The organism is Rathayibacter sp. AY1F4, from assembly GCF_002931775.1.
Taxonomy (GTDB): domain Bacteria; phylum Actinomycetota; class Actinomycetes; order Actinomycetales; family Microbacteriaceae; genus Rathayibacter.
Map to the genome: position 1 here is coordinate 46941 of NZ_PSVE01000019.1, position 21310 is coordinate 68250.

A 21310-nucleotide genomic window follows, 5' to 3' on the forward strand; every position below is an offset into this window, starting at 1 on the left:
GAGCCTCCGAGCGCGCCCCGCGGCCCGCCGCCCGCCCGCGCACTCTCTCAGGAACATGGCACCGGCCGTTCGACCGCCCGGCAGGGCTCCGCGGTTACGATGGACGACAGTGCACGGCGGTTCACCCCTTGTTCGCCTGCCCCGATGGACGCCCGTCGGAGCCCGACGGTCGGGCATCGACGCCAGAGGGGGACGGGAAAGAGCACCGCAGATGAAGAGACTCCTCGAATCGCAGAAGGTCCGCTTCCTCATCGCGGGCTGCACCAACACGGCGATCGACTTCCTCATCCTCAACACGCTCGTGCTCCTGCTCGGTCTGCCGACCCTCGTCGCCAACGTCTTCTCCGTCCTGGTCGGCATCACGATCTCGTACGCGCTGAACCACTTCTTCGTCTTCCGCCACCCGGGCAGGGTCTCGGTCGCCACGTTCGCGAAGTTCTTCCTCGTCACCGGGTTCAGCTCGCTGGTCCTGCAGTCGGCGATCATCTACGGCTTCGAGGTCTTCTTCGACACCCGCTTCGGCAACTCGCTGCTCTTCCTCCCCAGCTCCGGCGAGAACGCCTTCCTCGCGATCAACATCGCCAAGGCCGTCGCCGTCCTCGTGGGACTGGTGTGGAACTTCTGCATGTACAAGTTCGTCGTCTTCCGCCGTCCGGCGCACGATGCGCTGCCCGCGATCGAGACGGTCTCCCCCGCCGCCGTGGCCGTCAGCACCGAGCCCGTCGACATCGTCCGCTGAGGGCCGCAGGCTCCCGGGCACCGCTCGAGCCGCGTGCTAGCCTCGTCGAGTTCTTCCGACGGGGCACTCCTCCCGTCGACGCCGCACCACCCGGAGGCTCCCATCGCCCGCTCGACGTTGCCCATCGCGGTCGTCGTCGTCACCCACTTCTCGGGTGAGGTCCTCCGCGCGTGCCTCGAGTCCGTGCCGGAGGCGACGGAGCACGACGTGCGCATCGTGGTGGTCGACAACCTGACCACGGACGACTCCGTCCGCAGCGTCGTCGAGCGCCTGCCGCAGGTCGAGTTCCACGAGACCGGGCAGAACCTCGGCTACGGCCGGGCCGTCAACTACGCGGTCGACCGCCTCGGACCCGAGGTCGAGTGGATCCTGGTGACCAACCCGGACACGGTCTTCCTCCCCGGCTCGATCGACGCTCTCTACGCCGCCGCGACGGCGGACGACCGGATCGGCTCGATCGGGCCCCGGATCCTCGACTCCGACGGCACGATCTACCCCTCCGCCCGCGCTCTGCCCTCGCTCGGCACGGGCGTAGGGCACGCCGTCTTCGCCCACGTCTGGCCCGGCAACCCGTGGTCGGCGACCTACCGGCGCTCGCGCGCGGTCGAGACCCTCCGCCACGGCCGGATGGAGGCGGGCTGGCTCTCCGGCGCCTGCGTGATGGTGCGCCGCACGGCCTTCGAGGAGATCGGCGGGTTCGACGACCGCTACTTCATGTACTTCGAGGACGTCCAGCTGGGCGACTCGCTCGGACAGCGCGGGTGGACCAACGTCTACCTCGCCGACGCGGTCGTCTCCCACCTCGGCGGGCACTCCACCCGCCTGGCCTCGGCGCGGATGCTCGCGGTCCACCACCGCAGCGCCTACCTCTACCTCGCGCAGAAGTACGGGGCCTGGTACCAGGCGCCGATCCGTGCGGCGGTCCGCGCCGGGCTGGGCGCCCGGGTCGCGCTGATGCGCCTGCGCTCGAAGAGCTGATCCACTCCGGTCGGGCGGGCCGCCCGGCCGGAGGCGGGCGGCCCGTCGGCCGGATCGGCGGTCAGGACGCGGAGTCGAGCTCCGTGTAGAAGGCCCGCGCCTCGTCCCAGGTCGGCAGCAGGCCCTGCGCCTCGGCCTCGGCCAGCGTCGGCGCGTCGGTGTCCTTCGGCGAGAGGAGCAGCTCGCCGGCCTCCTCCGGGAAGCGCAGGCCGATCTGCTCGTCGAGCGGATCGATCCCCTTCTCCCGCACCGGGTCGAAGGTGGCGTTCACGAGGTACGAGACCACGGCGCCCTCGGTCAGCGCCACGAAGGCGTGCGCGACGCCCTCGGCGATGTAGACGGAGCGGCGGTCGACGTCGTCGAGCAGGATCGACTCCCAGCGCCCGAAGGTCGGCGACCCGACGCGCACGTCGATCACGTAGTCGAGGACCGCGCCGGAGAAGCACGAGACGTACTTGGCCTGCGACGGCGGGATCTGCGCGAAGTGGATGCCGCGGACGGTGCCGCGCCGTGAGACGGAGGTGTTGCCCTGCCGGAGCGAGAGCGGGTGCCCGACCTTCTCGGCCAGGCGGTCGAAGCGGTAGAACTCGTAGAAGACCCCGCGATCGTCGGGGAACTGGCGCGGAGTCACTTCGTAGACGTCGGGGATGTCGAGCTCTCGGATCTGCACGGTCGCCAGTGTAACGACGGCGTGTCACGGGCCCGCGACGCCTCTCTGCCCCACCCGGCGGCGTGCCGGAGCGCCGATCGTCGACCGACGGACCGCTCGGGCATGATGAGGAGGTGACCTTCCTCATCACGGGCGCCTCCGGCATGCTCGGCACCGACCTGCGCGCGGCCCTCGGCTCCCGCCCCAGTACCGCCCTCGGCCGCTCCGACCTCGACGTGACCGACCTCGACGCCGTGCGCGCCGCCGTCGCGGGACACGACGCCGTGGTGAACTGCGCCGCGTACACCCGCGTCGACGACGCCGAGACCGACGAGGAGGAGGCGCACCGCGTCAACGCCGTCGGAGCGCGCAACCTCGCCCTCGCCACCGCGGAGACGGGAGCCGCATTCGTGCAGGTCTCCACCGACTACGTCTTCGACGGCTCCGCGACGACCCCGTACTCCGAGGACCACCCCCGGAATCCGATCTCGGCCTACGGCCGCACGAAGGCCGAGGGCGAGCGCCTGGTGCTCGAGGCCAACCCGGAGCGCGGCTACGTCGTCCGCACGGCCTGGCTCTACGGCGAGCACGGCGGCAACTTCGCGAAGACGATGGTGCGACTGGCGGGCGCGCACGAGACGCTGACCGTGGTCGATGACCAGCACGGCCAGCCCACCTGGACCGCCGACCTCGCCGTGCGCCTGATCGAGCTGGTCGACGCGGAGGCCCCGGCCGGCGTCTACCACGGCACCAGCTCCGGCGAGACGACCTGGCTCGGCTTCGCCCGTGCCGTCTTCGCCAAGGCGGGCCTGGATCCCGAGCGCCTGCGCCCGACCGACAGCGGCTCGTTCGTCCGTCCCGCTCCGCGTCCGGCCTACTCGGTCCTCGGCCACGACGGCTGGAGCCGGGCGGGCCTGCCGCCGCTGCGCTCCTGGCAGGACGCGCTCGCCGCCGCACCCCTCGAGGCGGTGACCCCGTGACCACCACCCTCCGCGTCGTCGTCGACCAGATGCTCGCCCGCGTGCCCGGCGGCATCGGCCGCTACACCGAGGAGCTCACCCGCGAGCTGATCGCGACGGCTCCCCGCGACTGCGAGGTGGAGGCCGTCGTCTCCGCCCACCCGCCCGAGAAGGAGGAGGAGCTGCGCCTGCGCCTGCCCGGCCTCGCGCGCATCCACCGGCTGCCGCTCGGGCGCCGCGAGCTCTCGCGCGCCTGGCAGTACGGGATCGCCATCCCGGCCGGCGGCGGCATGATGCACGCCCCGAGCCTCTTCGCCCCGCTGCGCAGCCACGACGGGAGCGAGGGCGAGCAGATCGCCGTCACGATCCACGACACGGTGCCGTGGACGCATCCCGAGACCCTCACCCCCCACGGCGCGAAGTGGCACCGGGCGATGGCCAAGCGCGCCCGCAAGCACGCGGACGCCGTCGTCGTCCCCACTCACGCTGTCGCCCACCAGCTCTCCCAGCTGATGGACTTCGGCGATCGACTGCGCGTAATCGGCGGAGCCGTCGGCTCCGGCCTGGTCGTCCCGGAGGACGCCGACGAGCGCGCCACGACGCTGGGCCTCCCCCCGGAGTACGTGCTGAGCGTCGGCACGCTGGAGCCGCGCAAGGGCCTGGTCTCGCTGATCGCGGCCTTCGGAGGAGCGTCCGCGCCGGCGATCCCGCTGCTCCTGGTCGGCCCGACCGGCTGGGGCGACCTGGACGTGGCCTCCGTCGCCGACGAGCAGGGCCTCGACGAGACGCGCGTGCGCGCCCTGGGAGTCCTCAGCGACGCCGACCTCGCCGTCGTCCTCTCCCGTGCCACGCTCTTCGTCTACCCGAGCATCGCCGAGGGCTTCGGCCTGCCCGTGCTCGAGGCGATGCACTTCGGAGTGCCGGTGGTGCACTCCGACGACCCCGCGCTGATGGAGGTCGCCGCGGACGCCGGCGTCGCCGTCGAGCGCGGCGACGCGAAGGACTATCCGGACCGCCTCGCCCTCGCCATGAGCAGCGTGCTCGCCGACACCGGGCTGCGCGAGCGGATGTCGGTGGCCGGCCGCGACCGCTCCCGCGCCTTCAGCTGGCGCGACTCCGCCGAGCGCGTCTGGGCGCTGCACGCCGACCTCTGAGGCGTGCGGCACCCGGCCCTCTACGGCGCGGAGTCGCCCGACAGTCCGGCACTCACCAGCGAGTGCACGACGTCGTAGTCCGGGTCCTCCGGGTCGACGGCCGGCGGGACCAGCTCGATCGGATCCACCGGCTGGGACTTCGTCTTGAGCCCCAGCTGCACGAAGTAGCCGAGCATCCCCTGCGGGACGTCCGTCTTGATGACCTGGGACCCGGCGGACGCGACGTCCTGGAACTTGGCGAGGACGTTGCCCGGCTCGAACTGGGCGAGCAGCGCCTCCTGCACCTGCCGCTGGCGCGCCATCCGGTCGTAGTCGCTCGTGGTGTAGCGAGACCGGGCGTAGGCGAGGGCCTGCTCGCCGTTGAAGTGCCAGTGCCCGGGATCGATCCACTGGTTGACGCCCTGCATCACGCCGTCGGAGTCGGGCAGCCCGCCCAGGGGCAGCGGCTCGTCGGCCACGTAGTCGATGTCGATGCCGCCGAGCGCATCGATCAGCTGGGCGAAGCCCTCCATGTCGATCAGCGCGTAGTACTGGATCCTCAGGTCGAGGATGCCCTCGACCGCGTCGCGCATCGCCTCGATGCCGGGCTCGCTGCCGTGGTCGACGGCGTCGGGGTAGAGCTCCGGATGCTTCAGCTCGACCTCGGTGTAGACCGAGTTGAGCTTGCAGACGTCGACGGCGCAGTTGTCGGTGTCGTAGCCGTCGGGGTAGAGCTCGTGCATCGGGCTGGTCTCGGGGAACGGGAAGTCGACGAACTCGCGCGAGACGCCGATGATCGAGGCCTTGCCGCTCGACGCGTCGATGCTGACCACCGAGATGCTGTCGGGGCGCAGACCGTCGCGGTCCTCCCCCGCGTCGCCGCCGAGGAGCATCACGTTGTAGCGGCCGTCGATCGGCTGCTCGATCGCTCCGCCGCCGAAGATCGACGACAGCGTCCCCCGGGTCACGCCGAGCAGGTAGGTGCCGTAGGCGGTGGTGCCGACCGAGACCGCCATCAGCGCGATCGTCGCGAACGCGAGCACACCGCGCATCCGCGGGCGCACCCGGACAACGCGGATCAGGCGGAGGGTGTCGAGCGTCAGCACGGCCCAGACCACCCCGTAGACGACGAGCGCGGCCTGGAGCGCGAGCATCGAGAGGTCGAAGGTCGCGAGCGTGTAGAGGCCGGTCGGGAAGACGAAGTAGAGGAGCACCGCGACCAGGAGGGCGACCCAGAGCCCGAGGGTGAAGCCGAGCCCCAGGCGCCCGAGCCGGCGGTTGCCCGCGAGGACCTGAGCGGACCCTGGCACCAGCAGGTTGACGATCAGCAGCCACCACGCCCGCCGCGTCATGAAGGCGCGGGAGGCGACGTCCGGGTGCCGCAGCGGCAGGGCGACGGCCGTCACAGGCCCGCCACCAGGGCGTCGTTCTTCGCGGCGACCTGCACCTCGAGGTCGGCGGCGAAGGCGTCGAGCGCTGCGGAGAGGGCGTCGTCCGCCGTCGCGAGGATCTTCACCGCGAGCAGTCCGGCGTTCCGCGCTCCGCCGATGGAGACGGTGGCGACGGGGACGCCCGCGGGCATCTGCACGATCGAGAGGAGGGAGTCGAGCCCGTCGAGGCGGGCGAGCGGGACCGGCACTCCGACGACGGGGAGCGAGGTCACGGCGGCGAGCATGCCGGGGAGGTGGGCGGCTCCGCCCGCCCCGGCGATGACGACCTTCAGGCCGCGGCCGCGGGCCTCGCGGCCGTACGCGATCATCGCCTCCGGGGTGCGGTGCGCGGAGACGACGCGGACCTCGTGCGCCACGCCGAACTCGGCGAGGACGGTGGACGCCGCCTGCATGACGGACCAATCCGAGTCCGACCCCATCACGACGCCGACGAGCGGCGCGGGCCCGTTCACGAGCGCGTCCGCGCTCACGAGAGGGCTCCGGCAGGGGTCGGGGAGGTCGGCAGGCTCGTCACGGCGACCATCGTACGGGTCAGTCCGTGAGAACGGCCGCCGCCGCGCGAGCCTCGTAGACCACGAGGTCGAGGTCGTCGCCGGTGGCGTTCACGTGCCCGACCTTGCGGCCCGGTCGCGGCTCCTTGCCGTAGTTGTGCACTTTCACGCCCGGGTGATCGGCGAGCACCCGCGGGTAGCGGTCGGTCAGCGACTCCCCCACCGGGCCGCCGAGCACGTTGACCATCACGGTCCACGGATCGCGGCAGCCCGTCGCGCCGAGCGGCAGGTCGAGGACCGCGCGCAGGTGCTGCTCGAACTGCGACGTGGTCGATCCGTCCATCGTCCAGTGGCCGCTGTTGTGCGGGCGCATGGCCAGCTCGTTGACCAGGATCCGGTCGTCCGTCGTCTCGAACAGCTCGACGGCCAGGACGCCGGTGACCCCGAGGCTGTCGGCGATCTTCTGCGCGATCTCGGCCGCGGCGGCCGCGAGCCGGCCGGCGGACGCGGGGGCCGGAGCGATCACCTCGGCGCAGACGCCGTCGCGCTGCACGGACTCCACCACCGGCCAGAGGATGCTCTCGCCGGAGGGACGCCGGGCGACGAGCTGCGCGAGCTCGCGGCGGAAGCCCACCAGCTCCTCGACCAGGAGCGAGCCGCCCCGGCCGTCCTCGGCGAGGGCGGTGAACCAGTCGTCCGCCTCGTGGGCGCCGCGCACCACGCGAACGCCCTTGCCGTCGTAGCCGCCCCGCGCGGTCTTCACCACGGCGCTGCCGCCGTGCTCGGCCAGGAACTCCCCCAGCTCCTCGGCGGAGGAGACCTCGGCCCACTCGGGCACGGGCACGCCGAGCTCGGTCAGGCGGCGCCGCATCATCAGCTTGTCCTGGGCGAACAGCAGGGCGTCGGGGCCGGGGTGCACGGCGACGCCGCGGGCGACGAGCTCGCGGAGGATCGGCTGGGGAACGTGCTCGTGGTCGAACGTGACCACGTCCACGGTCTCGGCGAAGGCGAGCACGGTCGCCTCGTCGCGGTGGTCGCCGACCCGTGTCGCGGCGAGCCCCGCCGGGGCGCCCTCGCTCTCGGCGAGCACGGCGATCTCGATGCCGAGCTCCACCGCCGCGGGGATCATCATCCGAGCGAGCTGGCCGCCCCCGATCACGCCGACGCGCATGGCGCTCCTCCGTCTCCGCCCGCTGGCGCGGGGCGGCTCCATGCTACCGAGGCCCCGACGCGCTCACGCGGGCGGCGGCCACTCCTGCTCGAGAGCGGGAGCCGCGCCGATCGCCTCCCGCAGCAGGTCGGCCGTGAGCTCCGGGTCCGGCAGGTCCCGCAGCACGAACACCTCGGCTCCCGCCTGCAGGATCCGGACGTCGCCGCACCGCGCGAGGCGCTGGCCGAGGGTGCGCTCGACCGCGACCTCCATCCTCCGATCGAAGACCACCTCGGCCCGCCGGATCGACGCCACGCCCCGGCGCGCGCTGAGGCCGGAGGCGGTGACGCGGTAGCGCACGCTCGCCCAGCCCGCGATCCCGGGAGCGCAGAGGAGAAGCACCAGAAGTGCGGTGCCGAGCCCGATGATCCAGCGCTGCAGGGCGAGCTCGAACTGCGCGGCGAAGTAGAAGCCCGTCCAGGTGAGCAGGAGGAGGCCGACGACCGGTGCGACCGCCCGGCGGGCGCGCGGGGTCAGCCGCGCCAGCTCGCGGTCGGCGGGGTCGGTCCTGGCCATCAGGAGCGCAGGTGCGTGACGTCGCCGGCCGGGAACGAGCGCAGCGCACCGCCCTGCTCGAGCAGGAGCGAGCCGTCCGGGGCGAGTGCGGCGGCGGTCCCCTCCTCCTGCGTGCCGTCGGGCAGCTCGAGCCGGACGTGCGTGCCGAGGGTGCCGCAGGAGGCGCGGACGGCGGCGGCCGCACCGGAGGCCTCGGCGTCGCCCTGGGCGAGCAGCGGAGCAAGCAGTGCCTGGAACCCGGTCAGGAACGCGGCGAGCACCTCGTCGGCGCTCGTCGTCCGTGCTCCGGCGAGGGCGAGCGAGGTGGCGGTCGGGACCGGCAGCTCCGCCTCCGTCAGCAGCAGGTTCACGCCGGTGCCGACGACGACCCGCCCGTCCGGCAGGCGCTCGGCGAGGATCCCCGCGACCTTCCGGCCGTCGATCAGGACGTCGTTGGGCCACTTGACGGCGACGTCCCCGTCGACGAGGGGTGCGAGGGCCCGGGCGAGAGCAGCGCCGGCCACGAGCGGCAGCCAGCCGGAGGCCTCGGCGCCGAGGGCGGAGGCGTCGACCAGCGTCGAGGCCGCGAGCGTGCGGCCCGCGGGCGCCCGCCAGACGCGCCCCAGCCGGCCGCGCCCGGCTCGCTGGTCGCCGGTGGCGACGACGGAGAGGTGCGGCCACACGGTGGGGTCGGCGGCCGCCCGCTCGCGGAGCTCGTCGTTCGTCGACCCCGCCGACTCGAGCGCGAGGACGCGGGGGGAGACGGCGGAGGAGAGCGGGAGGAGCATGCCGCCACGGTAGCGGCGGCTCCCGCGAGGCCGCTCCGAGCGCCGCTCGCGACGGCCCGCCCTTGTCCGGATCCTCCCGCCCGGAGCGGCCCTCCCTGTGCGAGTGCGACAAGAGGAGGCGTCCGCCCCGCCGGTAGGGTGAGCGGGTGACCGCGAACACCGAACGTCCCGCGCCCGATCTGTACACGACCGCGGGGAAGATCGCGGACCTCAGGAACCGCTACCACGAGGCCGTCACGGCCAGTGGCGAGGCGGCGATCGAGAAGCAGCACGCCAAGGGCAAGATGACCGCGCGCGAGCGGATCGACACCCTCCTCGACCCGGGCTCGTTCGTCGAGCTGGACGAGTTCGTGCGCCACCGCACCCACGCCTTCGGCATGGAGAAGAAGCGCCCCTACGGCGACGCCGTCGTCACCGGGACCGGCACCATCCACGGCCGCCAGGTCGCCGTGTACTCGCAGGACTTCACGATCTTCGGCGGCTCGCTCGGCGAGGTGGCCGGCGAGAAGATCATCAAGGTGATGGACCTCGCCCTGAAGACCGGCGTCCCGATCATCGGCATCCTCGACTCCGGCGGAGCACGGATCCAGGAGGGCGTGGTCGCCCTCGGCAAGTACGGCGAGATCTTCCGCCGCAACACCGCGGCGAGCGGCGTGATCCCCCAGATCTCGATCATCTGCGGCCCGGCCGCAGGAGGCGCGGTCTACTCCCCCGCCCTGACCGACTTCGTGATCATGGTCGACAAGACCAGCCAGATGTTCGTCACCGGTCCCGACGTCATCAAGACCGTCACCGGCGAGGACGTCGGCATGGAGGAGCTCGGCGGCGCGCTGACCCACAACAAGATCTCGGGCGTCTCGCACTACCTCGCGAGCGACGAGAACGACGCGCTCGACTACGCGCGGACGCTCCTCTCCTTCCTCCCTGACAACAACCTGTCGCCTGTCCCCGTCTTCGAGACCGAGGTCGACCTCGAGACGACGGACGCGGACCGCTTCCTCGACACGGTCATCCCGGACAGCCCGAACCAGCCGTACGACATGCGCGCCGTCATCGAGCACATCGTCGACGAGGGCGACTTCCTCGAGGTGCAGCCGCTGTTCGCGCCGAACATCATGATCGGCTTCGGCCGCGTCGAGGGCCGCTCCGTCGGCATCATCGCGAACCAGCCGAGCGCCATGGCGGGCACGCTGAACATCGAGGCGGGCGAGAAGGCGTCCCGCTTCGTCCGCTTCTGCGACGCGTTCTCGCTGCCGATCCTGACCCTGGTCGACGTCCCGGGCTACCTGCCCGGCACCGACCAGGAGTGGACCGGCGTCATCCGCCGCGGCGCGAAGCTGCTCTACGCCTACGCCGAGGCGACCGTGCCGCTGGTCACGGTGATCCTGCGCAAGGCCTACGGCGGCGCGTACATCGTGATGGGGTCCAAGCAGCTGGGAGCCGACATCAACCTCGCGTGGCCGACCGCCGAGATCGCCGTCATGGGCGGCCAGGGCGCGGTGAACATCCTCTACCGCAACGAGATCCGCAAGGCGGAGGAGGCCGGCGAGGACGTCGCAGCCGTCCGGACGCGCCTGGCGAACGAGTACACCTACAACGTCGCGAGCCCGTTCCTCGCGGCCGAGCGCGGCGAGCTCGACGGCGTGATCGAGCCCTCGGCGACGCGTGTCTCCGTCATCAAGGCGCTGCGTGCGCTGCGCACCAAGCGCGCCAACCTGCCCGCGAAGAAGCACGGCAACATCCCGCTCTGACCCGGCTCGCTCGGACGCCGCGGCAGGAGACGGGAGACCGTCCGTGCCGCGGCGTTCCGCTGTGACCGCCTCCTCACGGGGCGGAGGGGCGGAACGATCAGTCGGAGGAGCCGGGGCCGGTCCGTCGGGCAGCGGACTCCGCGGGAGCATCGGGCCGCACGACGGGAGCGACCGGCTCCGCGGCCGGAGCATCCGGCTTCCCTGTCGCGGGATCGCGCTCCGCTTCCCGGGCATCCGCCCTCGCAGCCGGAGCACCCGCCTTCACCGCGGGAACGTCCGGCTCGGCTGTCGGAGCACCCGCCTTCACCGCTGGAGCGCCTGCCTTCGCGGCCGGAGCATCCGGCTTCGCCCCGGGCGCCTCCGACGGCTTCTCCTCCGGCTTCGCCCCGACCACCCGCGCAAACGCCAGCGCCTGCGAGGCGGAGAGATCGGGCAGGTAGGCGCGACCCAGCGCGGCTCCGATCCGGGGCAGCTGCAGCGCGTCGGGGTAGGTCATCCAGAGGCCCGCGTAGCGCGGGTGGAACTTGGCCTTGAAGCGGAACAGCGACGTGAAGCCGTAGGCCGGCTCGAGCGTCCGCGAGAGGAACTCGAGCAGGCGCGAGAGGACCGTCGGCTCCGGAGGCTCCTCCCCCTCCTCGACCGGTGCGGTGGCGAGCGGTGCGCCCGAGAGCGAGAGGAACTCGGCGCCCTCCTCCTTGACGCGCAGCGCCGCGGAGGCGATGAGGAACTCCATGATGCCGGGCATCGAGTCGTCGGAGCGGCGCATGAAGTCGAGGGTCCAGCCGACCACGCGACCCTCCCGGTGCACGGGCAGCCAGCTCGTCACTCCCTGCAGCACGCCGTCCGGTCCGACCGCGAGCAGGAGGGCGACGTCGGGATCGCGGACCTCGTCGATCCCACCGAGGGTGAAGCCCATCTCGGGCAGCGCCTTCTCGGCGACCCAGCGCTCCGACAGGTCGACGATCTGGTTGGCCATGCCGAGGGAGAGCTCGGGCCAGCTGGTCCACTGCGCCTCGATGCCCAGCTTGATGCCGCGCGTGAGCGGGTAGCGCACCTTCTGCCACCGCTTGCCGGTGAGCTCGAAGGAGGAGAGCTCGATGATCGTCTCCTCGCCGACCGAGAGGCGCGACCAGCCGAGCCGGTCGAAGACGGGGAGCAGCTCGTCGTGGATGCTGTAGAAGACGGGCGTCCAGCTGCGCTCGTCGCAGAAACGCACGAACTCGGCCACGACGTCCTCCCGCCGCTCGGGAGCGCAGGCAGGGTCGGAGAGGGTGATCGCCACGCCGCCGATCACCCGGTAGGCGACTCCGCCGGTCCCGTCGGCCGCGATCCAGTGCGCGTTGCCCTCCCAGGTCCCCTGGTGGCCGAGGCTGCCGGCGCCGTGCAGGGACAGGAGCGCGCGGTACCGCGCCTCGTCGCCGCGGTTCCGCTGCACGTCGGTGGCCCGGAGCAGGGCGACCACCGCGACGACGACCACGAGCCAGAACACCGGGCCGACCCACTCGAAGACGATCCGCGCGACGGGCTCCCGCGGCACGGCGAGCAGTCCGGCGCCGCCGAGGAAGCTCACCGGGACGAAGCGCAGCAGCCCGTCCAGGAGGAGCCTCCCGAGGCCCAGGAGCGGCTCGAAGCTCGTGCGCACGCCGGCCGAGAGCGCCAGGTAGCCGCCGAGGGACACGACGAAGGCGATGGCGACGACCCGTGTCCAGAGCCTCGCGGCGGCACGGGGCGCGCGGATGCGGAAGTGCCTCCTCCCGATCACGAGCATCGCCACGACGGCCAGCGGCACCAGCACCGTCGTCGCCACCCAGAGCAGGTACTCGGCGTAGTACAGGAACTCGGGGTGACGGGCGGCGCGCTGGAGGGAGAAGACCTCCAGGATCGCGATCGCGATGTTCACCCCGACCGCCAGCAGCAGGCCCAGGCGGCGCCCGGAGCGCAGGCCGTAGGCGGCGACGAGCAGGAGGAGGAGCGGGACGAACGTCAGCAGGATCGGCCCGGGGGCGACCAGGCTCAGCTTCACGTGGTGCGCGCAGTGACGGAGGGCGCGGCTGCACGGGTCCTCGAGGTCCGTCGTCCCCGTGAAGGCGCTCTGCAGCAGTCGGCCGAGGAACGAGAACGGACCGTAGCCCGAGTCCGAGAGGACGGCGACGAGCGGACCGATCGCGGTGACGACGACGACCGCCGCCAGCAGCCCCCGGGACTCGCGGTGCGAGCTCGGCGCCGGACGCTGCGGACGCAGCCCCGACACTCCCCGCGCGAGCACCGCGCCGACCACGAGCCCCGCGCCGCCCGCGAGGAGCCGGTACGCGTCGGCGGAGTCGCCCGCGTAGAGCACGAACATCAGCACGACGGCGAAGACCGTCACCCGGAGCCGGCGACGCCACAGAGCGCCCATGAAGGCGGTCGAGGCGATGAGGGCGCCGACCGCGCCGATCAGCGGGTCGAAGGTGTGGTCGCCGACGGTGTCGCCCGCCCACCACTCGCCGGCGAGAGCGCCGATCGACTGCACGGAGGACCCGACGACGATCCCGACGGCGCCGGTCACGAGGAAGGCGAGGAGGGTGCGGGCCGAGCCGAGGCGGCGCTCCGCGGCGAGGAGCATCGGGAGCACCAGCACGACGTCCAGGAGCAGCTGCAGCGGGTCCGCCGCGATCAGGAGGGCGGTCACCGCCGTCCACGGACGGCCGTCGAGGGTCGTCATCGGGCCCGCCGCCCACCAGGCCGTCGTCTCGGCTCCCGCGGGGGCGACGAGCGTCCCCGTGATCGCGCTCGCGGCCAGGAGGACCAGGACGACCGAGACGGCCGCAGGCGACCTCCGGACCAGCAGACGCAGGGGGCGCAGCGCCGCGGCACCGCTCCTCGGGAACCACGTCGGCATGCGGGGACGCTCCTGTTCGCAACGGACGGACGACGCTCCGGCGGCATCCGGCGTCAGCATAGCCATGCCCCGCCGACCGGCGCCGTGAACGGCATGCGATAGCGTCACGGGATGACCGCCTCCGACTCCGCACCCGCCGTCGTCATCTCCACCCCCGGCCTCGACGCCGCCGAGATCGCCGCCGTCACGGCCGTCGTCACCGCATTGACCTCGCGCACCGAGGCCGAGCCGGAGACCCCGCAGGAGCTCAGCGGGGGCTGGAACGACCGCGCCGCGGCGGTCCGCGGGCCGCTGCGGCCGGCACCGGGAGCGTGGCGCTCCTTCTCCGGCTGAGCGGACTCGCAGACGCAGCCCGTCGGGGAACGAGCGATCCGCGACGCGGAACGTGAAATTTGTCCCCCGATTAGTCCCCTAAAGTGCTGACTATGCGCCTCCTGGCGGAGCGAGCACACTAGTGGACGTACGGTGCTCCTCCTTCGGAAGGGGCACCGCCAATCACTCGCCGACCAGGGTAAGCAGGCGGGTGTGTTGGGGGCGAGTGAGGGTAATATTCGGGTTGTTACCCTCACTCGGGGTTTGACGGCGGGCCGGGCCCCCTCTTCGGAGGAGCGGACGGCCCGCCGCACTCCGTTAACGGGCTCTTCTCATCACGCGCTCTGCGCTCGTCGGGCACTGCTCACGACGGCTCTGCTCACCCTCGTGCCGCGCCGACGATCGGTCCACTCCGAGCGACCGGGCGCGCCGAGACCGGAGCTGTGCTGAGAGCCGGAGCGTCCCGCCCGCGGCACCGATCCGACATCCGCACGACCTCCGCACCGGGCCGCCGTCGGTCGCTCCGCAGGCGGACGCCGCGCCGTCCCGCGCGCTCTCCGCCGCTCAGACGTCCCGTCCGCCGACGCCGTCGCGCCGGATCTCGACCCAGGCGTCGACCTCGTCCCCCGCGTCGTCGGAGCCGAGGGCGCCCGCGCTGCCGTCGCCGGCCGTCCGCAGGCCCACCACTGTGACCGCCGAGGCCGAGTCGGCCGACGCGGTGCGCACCACCACGCGGTCGACCTCCTCGCGGATCCCGCTCAGAGCCTGGGCGAGCTCCCCCAGCACCCGTCGGCTCTCGCCCTCGGAGGTGCGGTCGAGGCCGCCGTCGTCGAGCACCGACACGGTCACCCCCCGCCGCCGCGCGTCGAGCACGAGACGCCGCACCTCGTCGTCCAGCAGCCGTCGGCCGCGGATCTCGTCGCGCACGGCCGCCTCGAGCAGCCGGCACTCGCGCCGCTCCTCGTCGGTGAGGCCCGGACCCGGCTCGGCGATGCGCAGCAGCATGTCGGCGGCGAGGGCGCGGGTCTGCTCCAGCCGGACCTCGCGCTCCGTGAGGTGCGCCTCCTCCGCGGCCCGCCACGACGCGGCCGCGCGCTCGGCCGCCTCGAGCACGCGCGCCTCGGAGCCCGCGCGCCCGAGCTCGACGATGAGCAGCTGCGCGATCGCGACCCAGGCGATCCCCCCGACGACGCCGAGAGTGGCCAGCGCGGCCGGGCCGGCCCAGAACACGGTGTGCACGATCAGGAAGCCGACGCCGACCCAGGCGCAGGCCGCGCGCCGGCGGGCGCACACGATCGTCATGAGGGTGCCGACCGCGGCGATGTACCAGGTGGAGTAGCCGTTGGAGGCGCCCGGATCGAGCGACGGCGCGACCAGCAGCGGCAGCGCGACGGCGACCGCGGTCATCCCGACCGCGACGGGCAGGGCGAGCCGGGTCGTCGCTCCCGGCCACAGGGCGACGACGGTCGCCGCGACGTACAGCGCGACCGCGACGAGGTCGGCCGGCGTGGCCGGGGAAATGCGGAAGGAGAAGAAGGCGAGCACCACGTGGTACAGCGAGAAGCCGGCGCCGAGCGCCTGGAGCAGGGGGCGCGGGTAGGCGATCACGGCCCTCCTCCCGCGTCCGCCCGCCAGGAGAGGACGACTCGGGTGCCCTCGCCCGGAGTCGAGTCGACCCGCGCCGATCCCCGCGCGTTGTGCACCCGCTCGAGGATGGAGAGCCGGATGCCCAGCCGCTCGCGTGGGACGTCGGCGAGCCGGAAGCCGCGTCCGTCGTCCTCCACCACGACCTCCACCGCGCCGTCGCCCAGCAGCCCGTGCACGGCGCGGTGGACGCTGCCGCTCGGACCCGCGTGCTGGACGCTGTTGGCGAGCGCCTGCCAGACCGCGCCGAGCAGCGCCTCGGCCACCGGGCGCGGCAGCGTCGTCGCGCGCGGATCCACTCCGGCGGCCGTCGCGACCGCGATCTCGGTCCCGAAGGTGGACGCCGCGTGGGCGAGCTGGCGCTGCAGGAGCTCGAGCGGGACCAGCCCCTCGGGCGGCTCTGGCTCGTGGTCGGGCAGCAGCACGGCGAGGGTGCGCTGCGCCATCGAGGAGACCAGCGCGCGCTCGGCCGGCGACTCGGCGGAGGCGGCGGAGAGCAGCGTCGCGAGCACGTTGTCGTGCACCAGGGCGTCGACCTCGACCCGCTCCACCTCGCCGGCGTGCTGGCGCATCGCCGCCTCGTACTGCTCCATGGCCGTGGTCTGCGCACGGTCGATCTGGTCGGCCGACTGCCGGAGCACGGTGATCAGCACCAGCATCACGAAGCCGACGATGCCCACGTAGGCGGCGTCGAGGATCGCGCGGGTCGGCTCCGCCCCGCCGCCGGAGGGGAGGACGCGCAGCAGCCCGAACAGCACGGTCGTCACCGACACGTACGCGATCGCGATCCGGAGGGGAGCCGCGATCGTGCAGAAAGCGGTGCCGATGGTGAGCAGGTACCAGATCCACGGGGTCTCGCGGTCCGCGCCCCCGGTGGAGACGGCGGCCGGCCAGGTCAGGAGGGCGATGAGGACACCGACGGCGACCAGGACCGCCGTGATCCGCGTGCCCCGCCGCAGCACGGCGGTGACCACGGCGGCGGTGAGCGATCCGAAGACCAGCACCAGCACCGGCCAGGCCACCTCGGGGCGCAGCAGGGGCAGCTGGGCGAGGATCGGCGGGACGGTCTGCACGCCGAAGCCGAAGCCGAAGAACGACACGACCGTGCTGATGATCCGGTCGATCCGCTCGCGCCCGGCGTTGCGGCGGGCGATCGGCGCCTCAGCGCCCGCCATCGCCGTCGTCCGGGTCGATGCCCGGCAGGATGCCGTCCTCCACCGCGCGCCGCAGCAGATCGACCTTCGTCGGGGCGGGACGGCCGATCTCGACGTACTTGTCGCGGATCCGGTCGAGGTACTCCTTCGCCGTCGACACCGAGATCTGCAGCCGCTCGGCCACCAGCTTCAGCGGCAGCCCCGAGGCGTAGAGGTGCAGGACGTCGCGCTCGCGACGACCGAGCACGGCCCGCGCGAAGTCGTCGTCGGCGTCGATGGCCGAGGCCCACTCCAGATTGTTGAGGACCTCGCCGCGGGCGACCGTGCGGATGGCGGCGACGACCGTCGACATGGGCGAGGACTTCGGGATGACGCCGGCCGCTCCCGCGGCGAGCGCCTCCCGCACGGCCACGACGCGGTCGGCGATGCTGTGGACGAGGACAGCGGAGCCGCGCACCTGCCCCCACTTGACGTTGCTGGTGATGCTCGAGCCGTCGTTCAGGGACAGGTCGAGGACGAGCACCTCGATCTCGGCGCCGCCGATCGTGCTCTCGAGGGCCTGGACGGTCTCGGCGGCGGCGACCACCTGCATCCCCGCGCTCTCGACGGCGGCGGCCACGCCCAGGCGCACCGACTCGTGGTCGTCCACGATCGCCACGCGCACGCGCGGGGCCTCGGCTGCGTCGACGTGGGGCTCCATCCCGCCCATGGTACGCAGGCGCGGGCCCGCGGTCAGTCCTCTCGGCGGACCAGTCGCGCAACGGCCTCCACGTGGGAGGTGTGCGGGAAGAGGTCGAAGCCCTCGAGGCCCTCCAGCTCGTAGCCGGCCCCGGTCAGGGCGCCCACGTCGCGGGCGAGCGCGACCGGGTCGCAGGCGACGTAGACGAGCTGCACCGGCCGCAGCTCCGTCAGAGCGTCGGTGACCGCCCGGCCGGCGCCCGAGCGCGGCGGGTCGAGGACCACGGTCGCCGCGCGCCACCGCGCCCGCTCGCGCGCATCGGCCTGGGCGACGACGTCGCGGAGGTAGCGGTCGACGCGGGCGGTCACCGCGCGGGCGCCGACCTGGTCGGCCAGGTTCTCGAGCGCGTGCTCGGTGGCGCGGGAGTCGCTCTCGACGCTGGTCACGCGCACTCCGGCGCCGAGGCGGTCGGCCAGCGCCGCGGCGAGCAGGCCCACCCCGCCGTAGAGGTCGTGGTTGGCGGCCGACGGGTCCGCCGCGTCCGCGTCGACGGCGGCCTGCACGGCCTCGAAGAGCGCGGCGGCGGCTCCGCGGTGCACCTGCCAGAAGCCGGTGCGGTCGACCCGGAAGGTGCGGTCTGCGACGAACTCGCTCACCACCGTGCGGTCGCGGCGGGCGCGCTTGTCGGAGGGGTCGTGCACGAGCACCGCGGCTCCCTCGGACCCGGCCGCGTCGACGAGGTCGACCACCGAGCCGGGAGCGAGGCGCTCGCCGAGCGGTGCGGCCAGGGAGGAATCGGCGGTCGCGAGGGGCAGCGACTCCACGGTGACGACGTGGTGGCTGCGTGCCGCGTAGGGGCCGACCCGTCCGTCGTCGTCGACGTGGAGGCGGTTCCGCGTGCGCCAGCCGAGGCCGCCGGACGCGTCGTCCCCGCCGATCGGCGCGACCTCCACCTCGACCTCGCGACGGGCGAAGCGGGAGAAGGAGTCGACGAGCACGAGGCGCTTCAGCTCGCGCTGGTAGGCCAGGTCGGCGTGGCCGAGCTCGGCGCCGCCGACGCGCTCCCCCGGGCGGCGGTCGAGGGCGGCCTCGGGCCAGACGTGCTCCACCCGGTGCTCGGACGCCTCGAGCACCTCGAGCGCCTCGGCACGCCAGAAGCTGTCGTGCCGGACCTCGCTGATCCGCGCCCGCACGCTCTCGCCGGGGAGGACGTCCGGGACGAAGACGACGCGGCCCTCGTGCCGGGCGACGAACACGCCGCCGTGGGCGACGTTGCTAATGTCGAGCTCGATCTCGGTCCCGAGTGCGTCGTCGGCCCCGTCGGGGCGGGCGGATGCTCGGGACGGGGTCTGTGCCATCCGTCGAGCATCCCACAGCGTGGGCCCGGCCGCAGGGAGCCCTCGTGCGCCTCTACCTCGCCTCCACCTCCCCCGCGCGCCTCGCGCTGCTGCGGGCCTCCGGGATCGAGCCCGTCGTCGTCCCCTCCGAGGTGGACGAGCCCGCGGCCGTCGCCCGGGCCGAGCAGGAGCGGGGCGCGGCGCTGGACGCGGACGCCACCGTCTCGCTGCTCGCCCGCGCCAAGGCGCACGCCGTCCTGCGCCCGGACATCGACGGTCTGGTGCTCGGCGGCGACTCCGCGTTCGTCCTCGACGGCGTCGTCCACGGCAAGCCGCACGAGCCCGAGCGGGCCCGGGAGCGCTGGCGCGCCCAGCGCGGACGCACCGGCCGCCTCCACTCCGGCCACTGGCTCGTCGACCACCGCGGCGGGAGGATCGTCGCCGAGGCCGGAGCGGTCACCTCCGCCGCCGTCACGTTCGCCGACGACATCGACGACGCCGAGATCGACGCCTACGTCGCCACCGGCGAGCCCCTCGAGGTGGCCGGCGCCTTCACCATCGACGGCCGCGGCGCCGGCTTCATCACCGCGATCGAGGGCGACCCCTCGACGGTGATCGGGATGTCGGTGCCGACCCTCCGCACTCTGGTGCGGAGCCTCGGCGTCGACTGGACCGCGCTCTGGAACCGCTGAGGCCCGTCCCGCCCTTGTGAGGAACCGACGAAGGCCCTCCGCTTCTTTGTGGTGAGCCGCGCCGGGCCGGGCGGAGCCGCCCCCTAGGGTTGGGGACCATGCCGAAGATTACGAAGGTGCTCGTCGCCAACCGGGGCGAGATCGCCGTCCGAGTCATCCGCGCCGCCCGCGACAGCGGGATCGCCTCCGTGGCCGTCTACGCCGACCAGGACCGCGACGCCGTGCACAGCCGCCTCGCCGACGAGGCCTACGCCCTCGGCGGGACGACCAGCGCCGAGACCTACCTCGTCATCGACAAGCTGCTCTCGGTGGCGCGCCGCTCCGGTGCCGACGCCGTGCACCCCGGCTACGGCTTCCTCGCCGAGAACGCCGACTTCGCCCGCGCCGTCATCGACGCCGGCCTGATCTGGATCGGCCCCGGCCCCGAGGCCATCGAGCGCCTCGGCGACAAGGTCTCGGCCCGCCACGTCGCCGAGAAGGTCGGCGCGCCGCTCGCCCCGGGAACCCTCAACCCCGTCTCCGGTGCCGCCGAGGTGCTCGAGTTCGTGGACCAGTACGGCCTCCCCGTCGCGATCAAGGCGGCCTTCGGCGGCGGCGGTCGCGGCCTCAAGGTCGCCCGCGAGCGCGACGAGGTCGAGGAGCTGTTCGCCTCCGCCACGCGCGAGGCCGTCGCCGCCTTCGGCCGCGGCGAGTGCTTCGTCGAGAAGTACCTCGACCAGCCGCGCCACGTCGAGACCCAGTGCCTGGCCGACGCGCACGGCAACGTCGTCGTGGTCTCCACCCGCGACTGCTCCCTCCAGCGCCGCCACCAGAAGCTCGTCGAGGAGGCGCCCGCGCCGTTCCTGACGGACGCGCAGAACACCGAGCTCTACCGCGCCTCGAAGGCGATCCTGCAGGAGGTCGGCTACCTCGGCGCCGGAACCTGCGAGTTCCTGATCGGCAAGGACGGCACGGTGTCCTTCCTCGAGGTGAACACCCGCCTCCAGGTCGAGCACCCCGTGTCGGAGGAGATCACCGGCATCGACCTCGTGCGCGAGCAGTTCCGCCTCGCCGAGGGCGGCGTGCTCGACTACGACGACCCGGCGCCCCGCGGCCACTCCTTCGAGTTCCGCATCAACGGCGAGGACGCGGGCCGCGGCTTCCTCCCCGCTCCGGGCCCGGTGCACGTCTTCAAGGCCCCCGGCGGACCCGGCGTCCGCGTCGACTCCGGCGTCGTCGCCGGCGACGTGATCTCCGGCTCCTTCGACTCGCTCCTCGCGAAGCTGATCGTCACCGGCGACAGCCGCGAGCAGGCGCTGGAGCGCTCGCGCCGCGCCCTCGCCGAGTTCGAGGTCACCGGGCTGCCGACCGTCCTCCCCTTCCACCGCGCGATCGTCGAGGACCCGGCCTTCGCCCCCGAGGGCGGCGCGCCCTTCACGATCTACACCCGCTGGATCGAGACCGAGTTCGAGAACACGATCCCGGCCTGGAGCGGCGAGCCCGGAGCGACCGACGAGCCGGCGGCCCGCCGGAACGTGGTCGTCGAGGTCGACGGGCGCCGCGTCGAGGTCACGCTCCCCGGCGACCTGGTCGGCTCGGGACCCGCCCGCGGGGCCGCTGCCGCCTCCCCGAAGCGCCGCGGCTCCTCCTCCGTCAGCACCGTCACGGGCGACTCCGTCGCCTCGCCCATGCAGGCCACCATCGTCAAGGTCGCCGTCGCCGAGGGCGACACGGTCGTCACCGGCGACCTGGTCGTCGTCCTCGAGGCGATGAAGATGGAGCAGCCGCTCACCGCCCACAAGGACGGTGTCGTGAAGGGCCTCGACGCGACGGCCGGAGCGACCGTCCCCGCGGGACACGTGCTCCTCCAGATCGTCTGAGCTTGTTCCGGGCCGCTCCCCGCGCGGCCCGGCGCGGTCGGCTCCTCGACGTGAGGGATACCGCAGAGCGGGTCGTGTCGCGCTGCCGTGAATCGCTTCGCACGCGAT

Annotated in this window: 19 protein-coding genes; 8 read left to right on the plus strand and 11 right to left on the minus strand. The window is 73.3% G+C overall.

The window, feature by feature from the left end; translation table 11 throughout:
• Window positions 1–211 precede the first annotated feature (211 nt).
• Both C5C59_RS12485 and C5C59_RS12490 read left to right on the plus strand, forming a co-directional pair.
• Window positions 212–739 carry a GtrA family protein gene (locus C5C59_RS12485; protein WP_104223158.1) on the plus strand — a complete coding sequence of 176 codons (528 nt, stop codon included), beginning with the start codon at window positions 212–214 and terminating at the stop codon, window positions 737–739.
• A 117-nt stretch (window positions 740–856) separates the two neighbouring features.
• A complete protein-coding gene (locus tag C5C59_RS12490; protein ID WP_244229466.1) occupies window positions 857–1717 on the plus strand; it encodes a glycosyltransferase family 2 protein in 861 nt (286 codons plus the stop codon).
• A 61-nt stretch (window positions 1718–1778) separates the two neighbouring features.
• On the opposite strand, the gene C5C59_RS12495 is transcribed toward C5C59_RS12490, so the two are convergent.
• Window positions 1779–2387: a dTDP-4-dehydrorhamnose 3,5-epimerase family protein gene (locus C5C59_RS12495; protein ID WP_104232821.1), complete on the minus strand. Its 609-nt coding sequence runs from the start codon at window positions 2385–2387 to the stop codon at window positions 1779–1781.
• A gap of 113 nt (window positions 2388–2500) precedes the next feature.
• Here C5C59_RS12495 and rfbD point away from each other — a divergent pair, with 113 nt between their 5' ends.
• Together rfbD and C5C59_RS12505 are read left to right on the plus strand one after the other, a co-directional pair.
• Window positions 2501–3346: a dTDP-4-dehydrorhamnose reductase gene (rfbD, locus tag C5C59_RS12500; RefSeq protein ID WP_104238034.1), complete on the plus strand. Its 846-nt coding sequence runs from the start codon at window positions 2501–2503 to the stop codon at window positions 3344–3346.
• The gene (locus C5C59_RS12505; protein ID WP_258062764.1) at window positions 3343–4479 is read left to right on the plus strand and encodes a glycosyltransferase family 1 protein; all 1137 of its coding nucleotides are present in this window, start codon (window positions 3343–3345) and stop codon (window positions 4477–4479) included. The genes rfbD and C5C59_RS12505 overlap by 4 nt, the downstream gene beginning before the upstream one ends.
• Window positions 4480–4499: 20 nt before the next feature.
• On the opposite strand, the gene C5C59_RS12510 is transcribed toward C5C59_RS12505, so the two are convergent.
• From C5C59_RS12510 to C5C59_RS12530, 5 genes are all read right to left on the minus strand, one after another.
• Window positions 4500–5864, minus strand: coding sequence for an LCP family protein (locus tag C5C59_RS12510; RefSeq protein WP_258062765.1), 1365 nt, complete (start codon window positions 5862–5864; stop codon window positions 4500–4502).
• Entirely contained in the window at window positions 5861–6328 is a 468-nt protein-coding gene (gene purE / locus C5C59_RS12515; protein WP_104225651.1) for a 5-(carboxyamino)imidazole ribonucleotide mutase, read from the minus strand. Before purE ends, C5C59_RS12510 begins: the two co-directional genes overlap by 4 nt.
• A gap of 112 nt (window positions 6329–6440) precedes the next feature.
• Entirely contained in the window at window positions 6441–7571 is a 1131-nt protein-coding gene (locus C5C59_RS12520; RefSeq protein WP_104238033.1) for a 5-(carboxyamino)imidazole ribonucleotide synthase, read from the minus strand.
• A gap of 63 nt (window positions 7572–7634) precedes the next feature.
• Window positions 7635–8126 (minus strand): PH domain-containing protein, encoded by a 492-nt coding sequence (locus C5C59_RS12525; RefSeq protein WP_104238032.1) that lies wholly within the window; start codon window positions 8124–8126, stop codon window positions 7635–7637.
• Window positions 8126–8893, minus strand: a complete 768-nt coding sequence (locus tag C5C59_RS12530) for a biotin--[acetyl-CoA-carboxylase] ligase (RefSeq protein ID WP_104238031.1) — start codon at window positions 8891–8893, stop codon at window positions 8126–8128. Before C5C59_RS12530 ends, C5C59_RS12525 begins: the two co-directional genes overlap by 1 nt.
• 146 nt (window positions 8894–9039) lie before the next feature.
• On the opposite strand from C5C59_RS12530, the gene C5C59_RS12535 reads away from it, so the two are divergent.
• A complete protein-coding gene (locus tag C5C59_RS12535; protein WP_104238030.1) occupies window positions 9040–10644 on the plus strand; it encodes an acyl-CoA carboxylase subunit beta in 1605 nt (534 codons plus the stop codon).
• A gap of 97 nt (window positions 10645–10741) precedes the next feature.
• On the opposite strand, the gene C5C59_RS12540 is transcribed toward C5C59_RS12535, so the two are convergent.
• Window positions 10742–13525: a DUF2156 domain-containing protein gene (locus tag C5C59_RS12540; RefSeq protein ID WP_181134899.1), complete on the minus strand. Its 2784-nt coding sequence runs from the start codon at window positions 13523–13525 to the stop codon at window positions 10742–10744.
• 111 nt (window positions 13526–13636) lie between these two features.
• Here C5C59_RS12540 and C5C59_RS12545 point away from each other — a divergent pair, with 111 nt between their 5' ends.
• Window positions 13637–13858, plus strand: coding sequence for an acyl-CoA carboxylase subunit epsilon (locus tag C5C59_RS12545; protein ID WP_104223166.1), 222 nt, complete (start codon window positions 13637–13639; stop codon window positions 13856–13858).
• Between the two features lie 543 nt (window positions 13859–14401).
• Here the strand turns inward: C5C59_RS12545 and C5C59_RS12550 are convergent.
• The 4 genes from C5C59_RS12550 to C5C59_RS12565 are packed head-to-tail and all read right to left on the minus strand — an operon-like array spanning window position 14402 to window position 18672.
• Window positions 14402–15445, minus strand: coding sequence for a hypothetical protein (locus C5C59_RS12550; RefSeq protein WP_104225461.1), 1044 nt, complete (start codon window positions 15443–15445; stop codon window positions 14402–14404).
• The gene (locus tag C5C59_RS12555; RefSeq protein WP_104238028.1) at window positions 15442–16656 is read right to left on the minus strand and encodes a sensor histidine kinase; all 1215 of its coding nucleotides are present in this window, start codon (window positions 16654–16656) and stop codon (window positions 15442–15444) included. Before C5C59_RS12555 ends, C5C59_RS12550 begins: the two co-directional genes overlap by 4 nt.
• Window positions 16643–17344, minus strand: coding sequence for a response regulator transcription factor (locus C5C59_RS12560; protein ID WP_104223169.1), 702 nt, complete (start codon window positions 17342–17344; stop codon window positions 16643–16645). Before C5C59_RS12560 ends, C5C59_RS12555 begins: the two co-directional genes overlap by 14 nt.
• 23 nt (window positions 17345–17367) lie before the next feature.
• Window positions 17368–18672 carry a class I SAM-dependent RNA methyltransferase gene (locus tag C5C59_RS12565; RefSeq protein ID WP_146082811.1) on the minus strand — a complete coding sequence of 435 codons (1305 nt, stop codon included), beginning with the start codon at window positions 18670–18672 and terminating at the stop codon, window positions 17368–17370.
• Between the two features lie 44 nt (window positions 18673–18716).
• On the opposite strand from C5C59_RS12565, the gene C5C59_RS12570 reads away from it, so the two are divergent.
• Together C5C59_RS12570 and C5C59_RS12575 are read left to right on the plus strand one after the other, a co-directional pair.
• Window positions 18717–19343: a nucleoside triphosphate pyrophosphatase gene (locus C5C59_RS12570; RefSeq protein ID WP_181027094.1), complete on the plus strand. Its 627-nt coding sequence runs from the start codon at window positions 18717–18719 to the stop codon at window positions 19341–19343.
• Between the two features lie 98 nt (window positions 19344–19441).
• A complete protein-coding gene (locus C5C59_RS12575) occupies window positions 19442–21202 on the plus strand; it encodes a biotin carboxylase N-terminal domain-containing protein (protein WP_104223170.1) in 1761 nt (586 codons plus the stop codon).
• The last annotated feature ends 108 nt before the right edge of the window (window positions 21203–21310 follow it).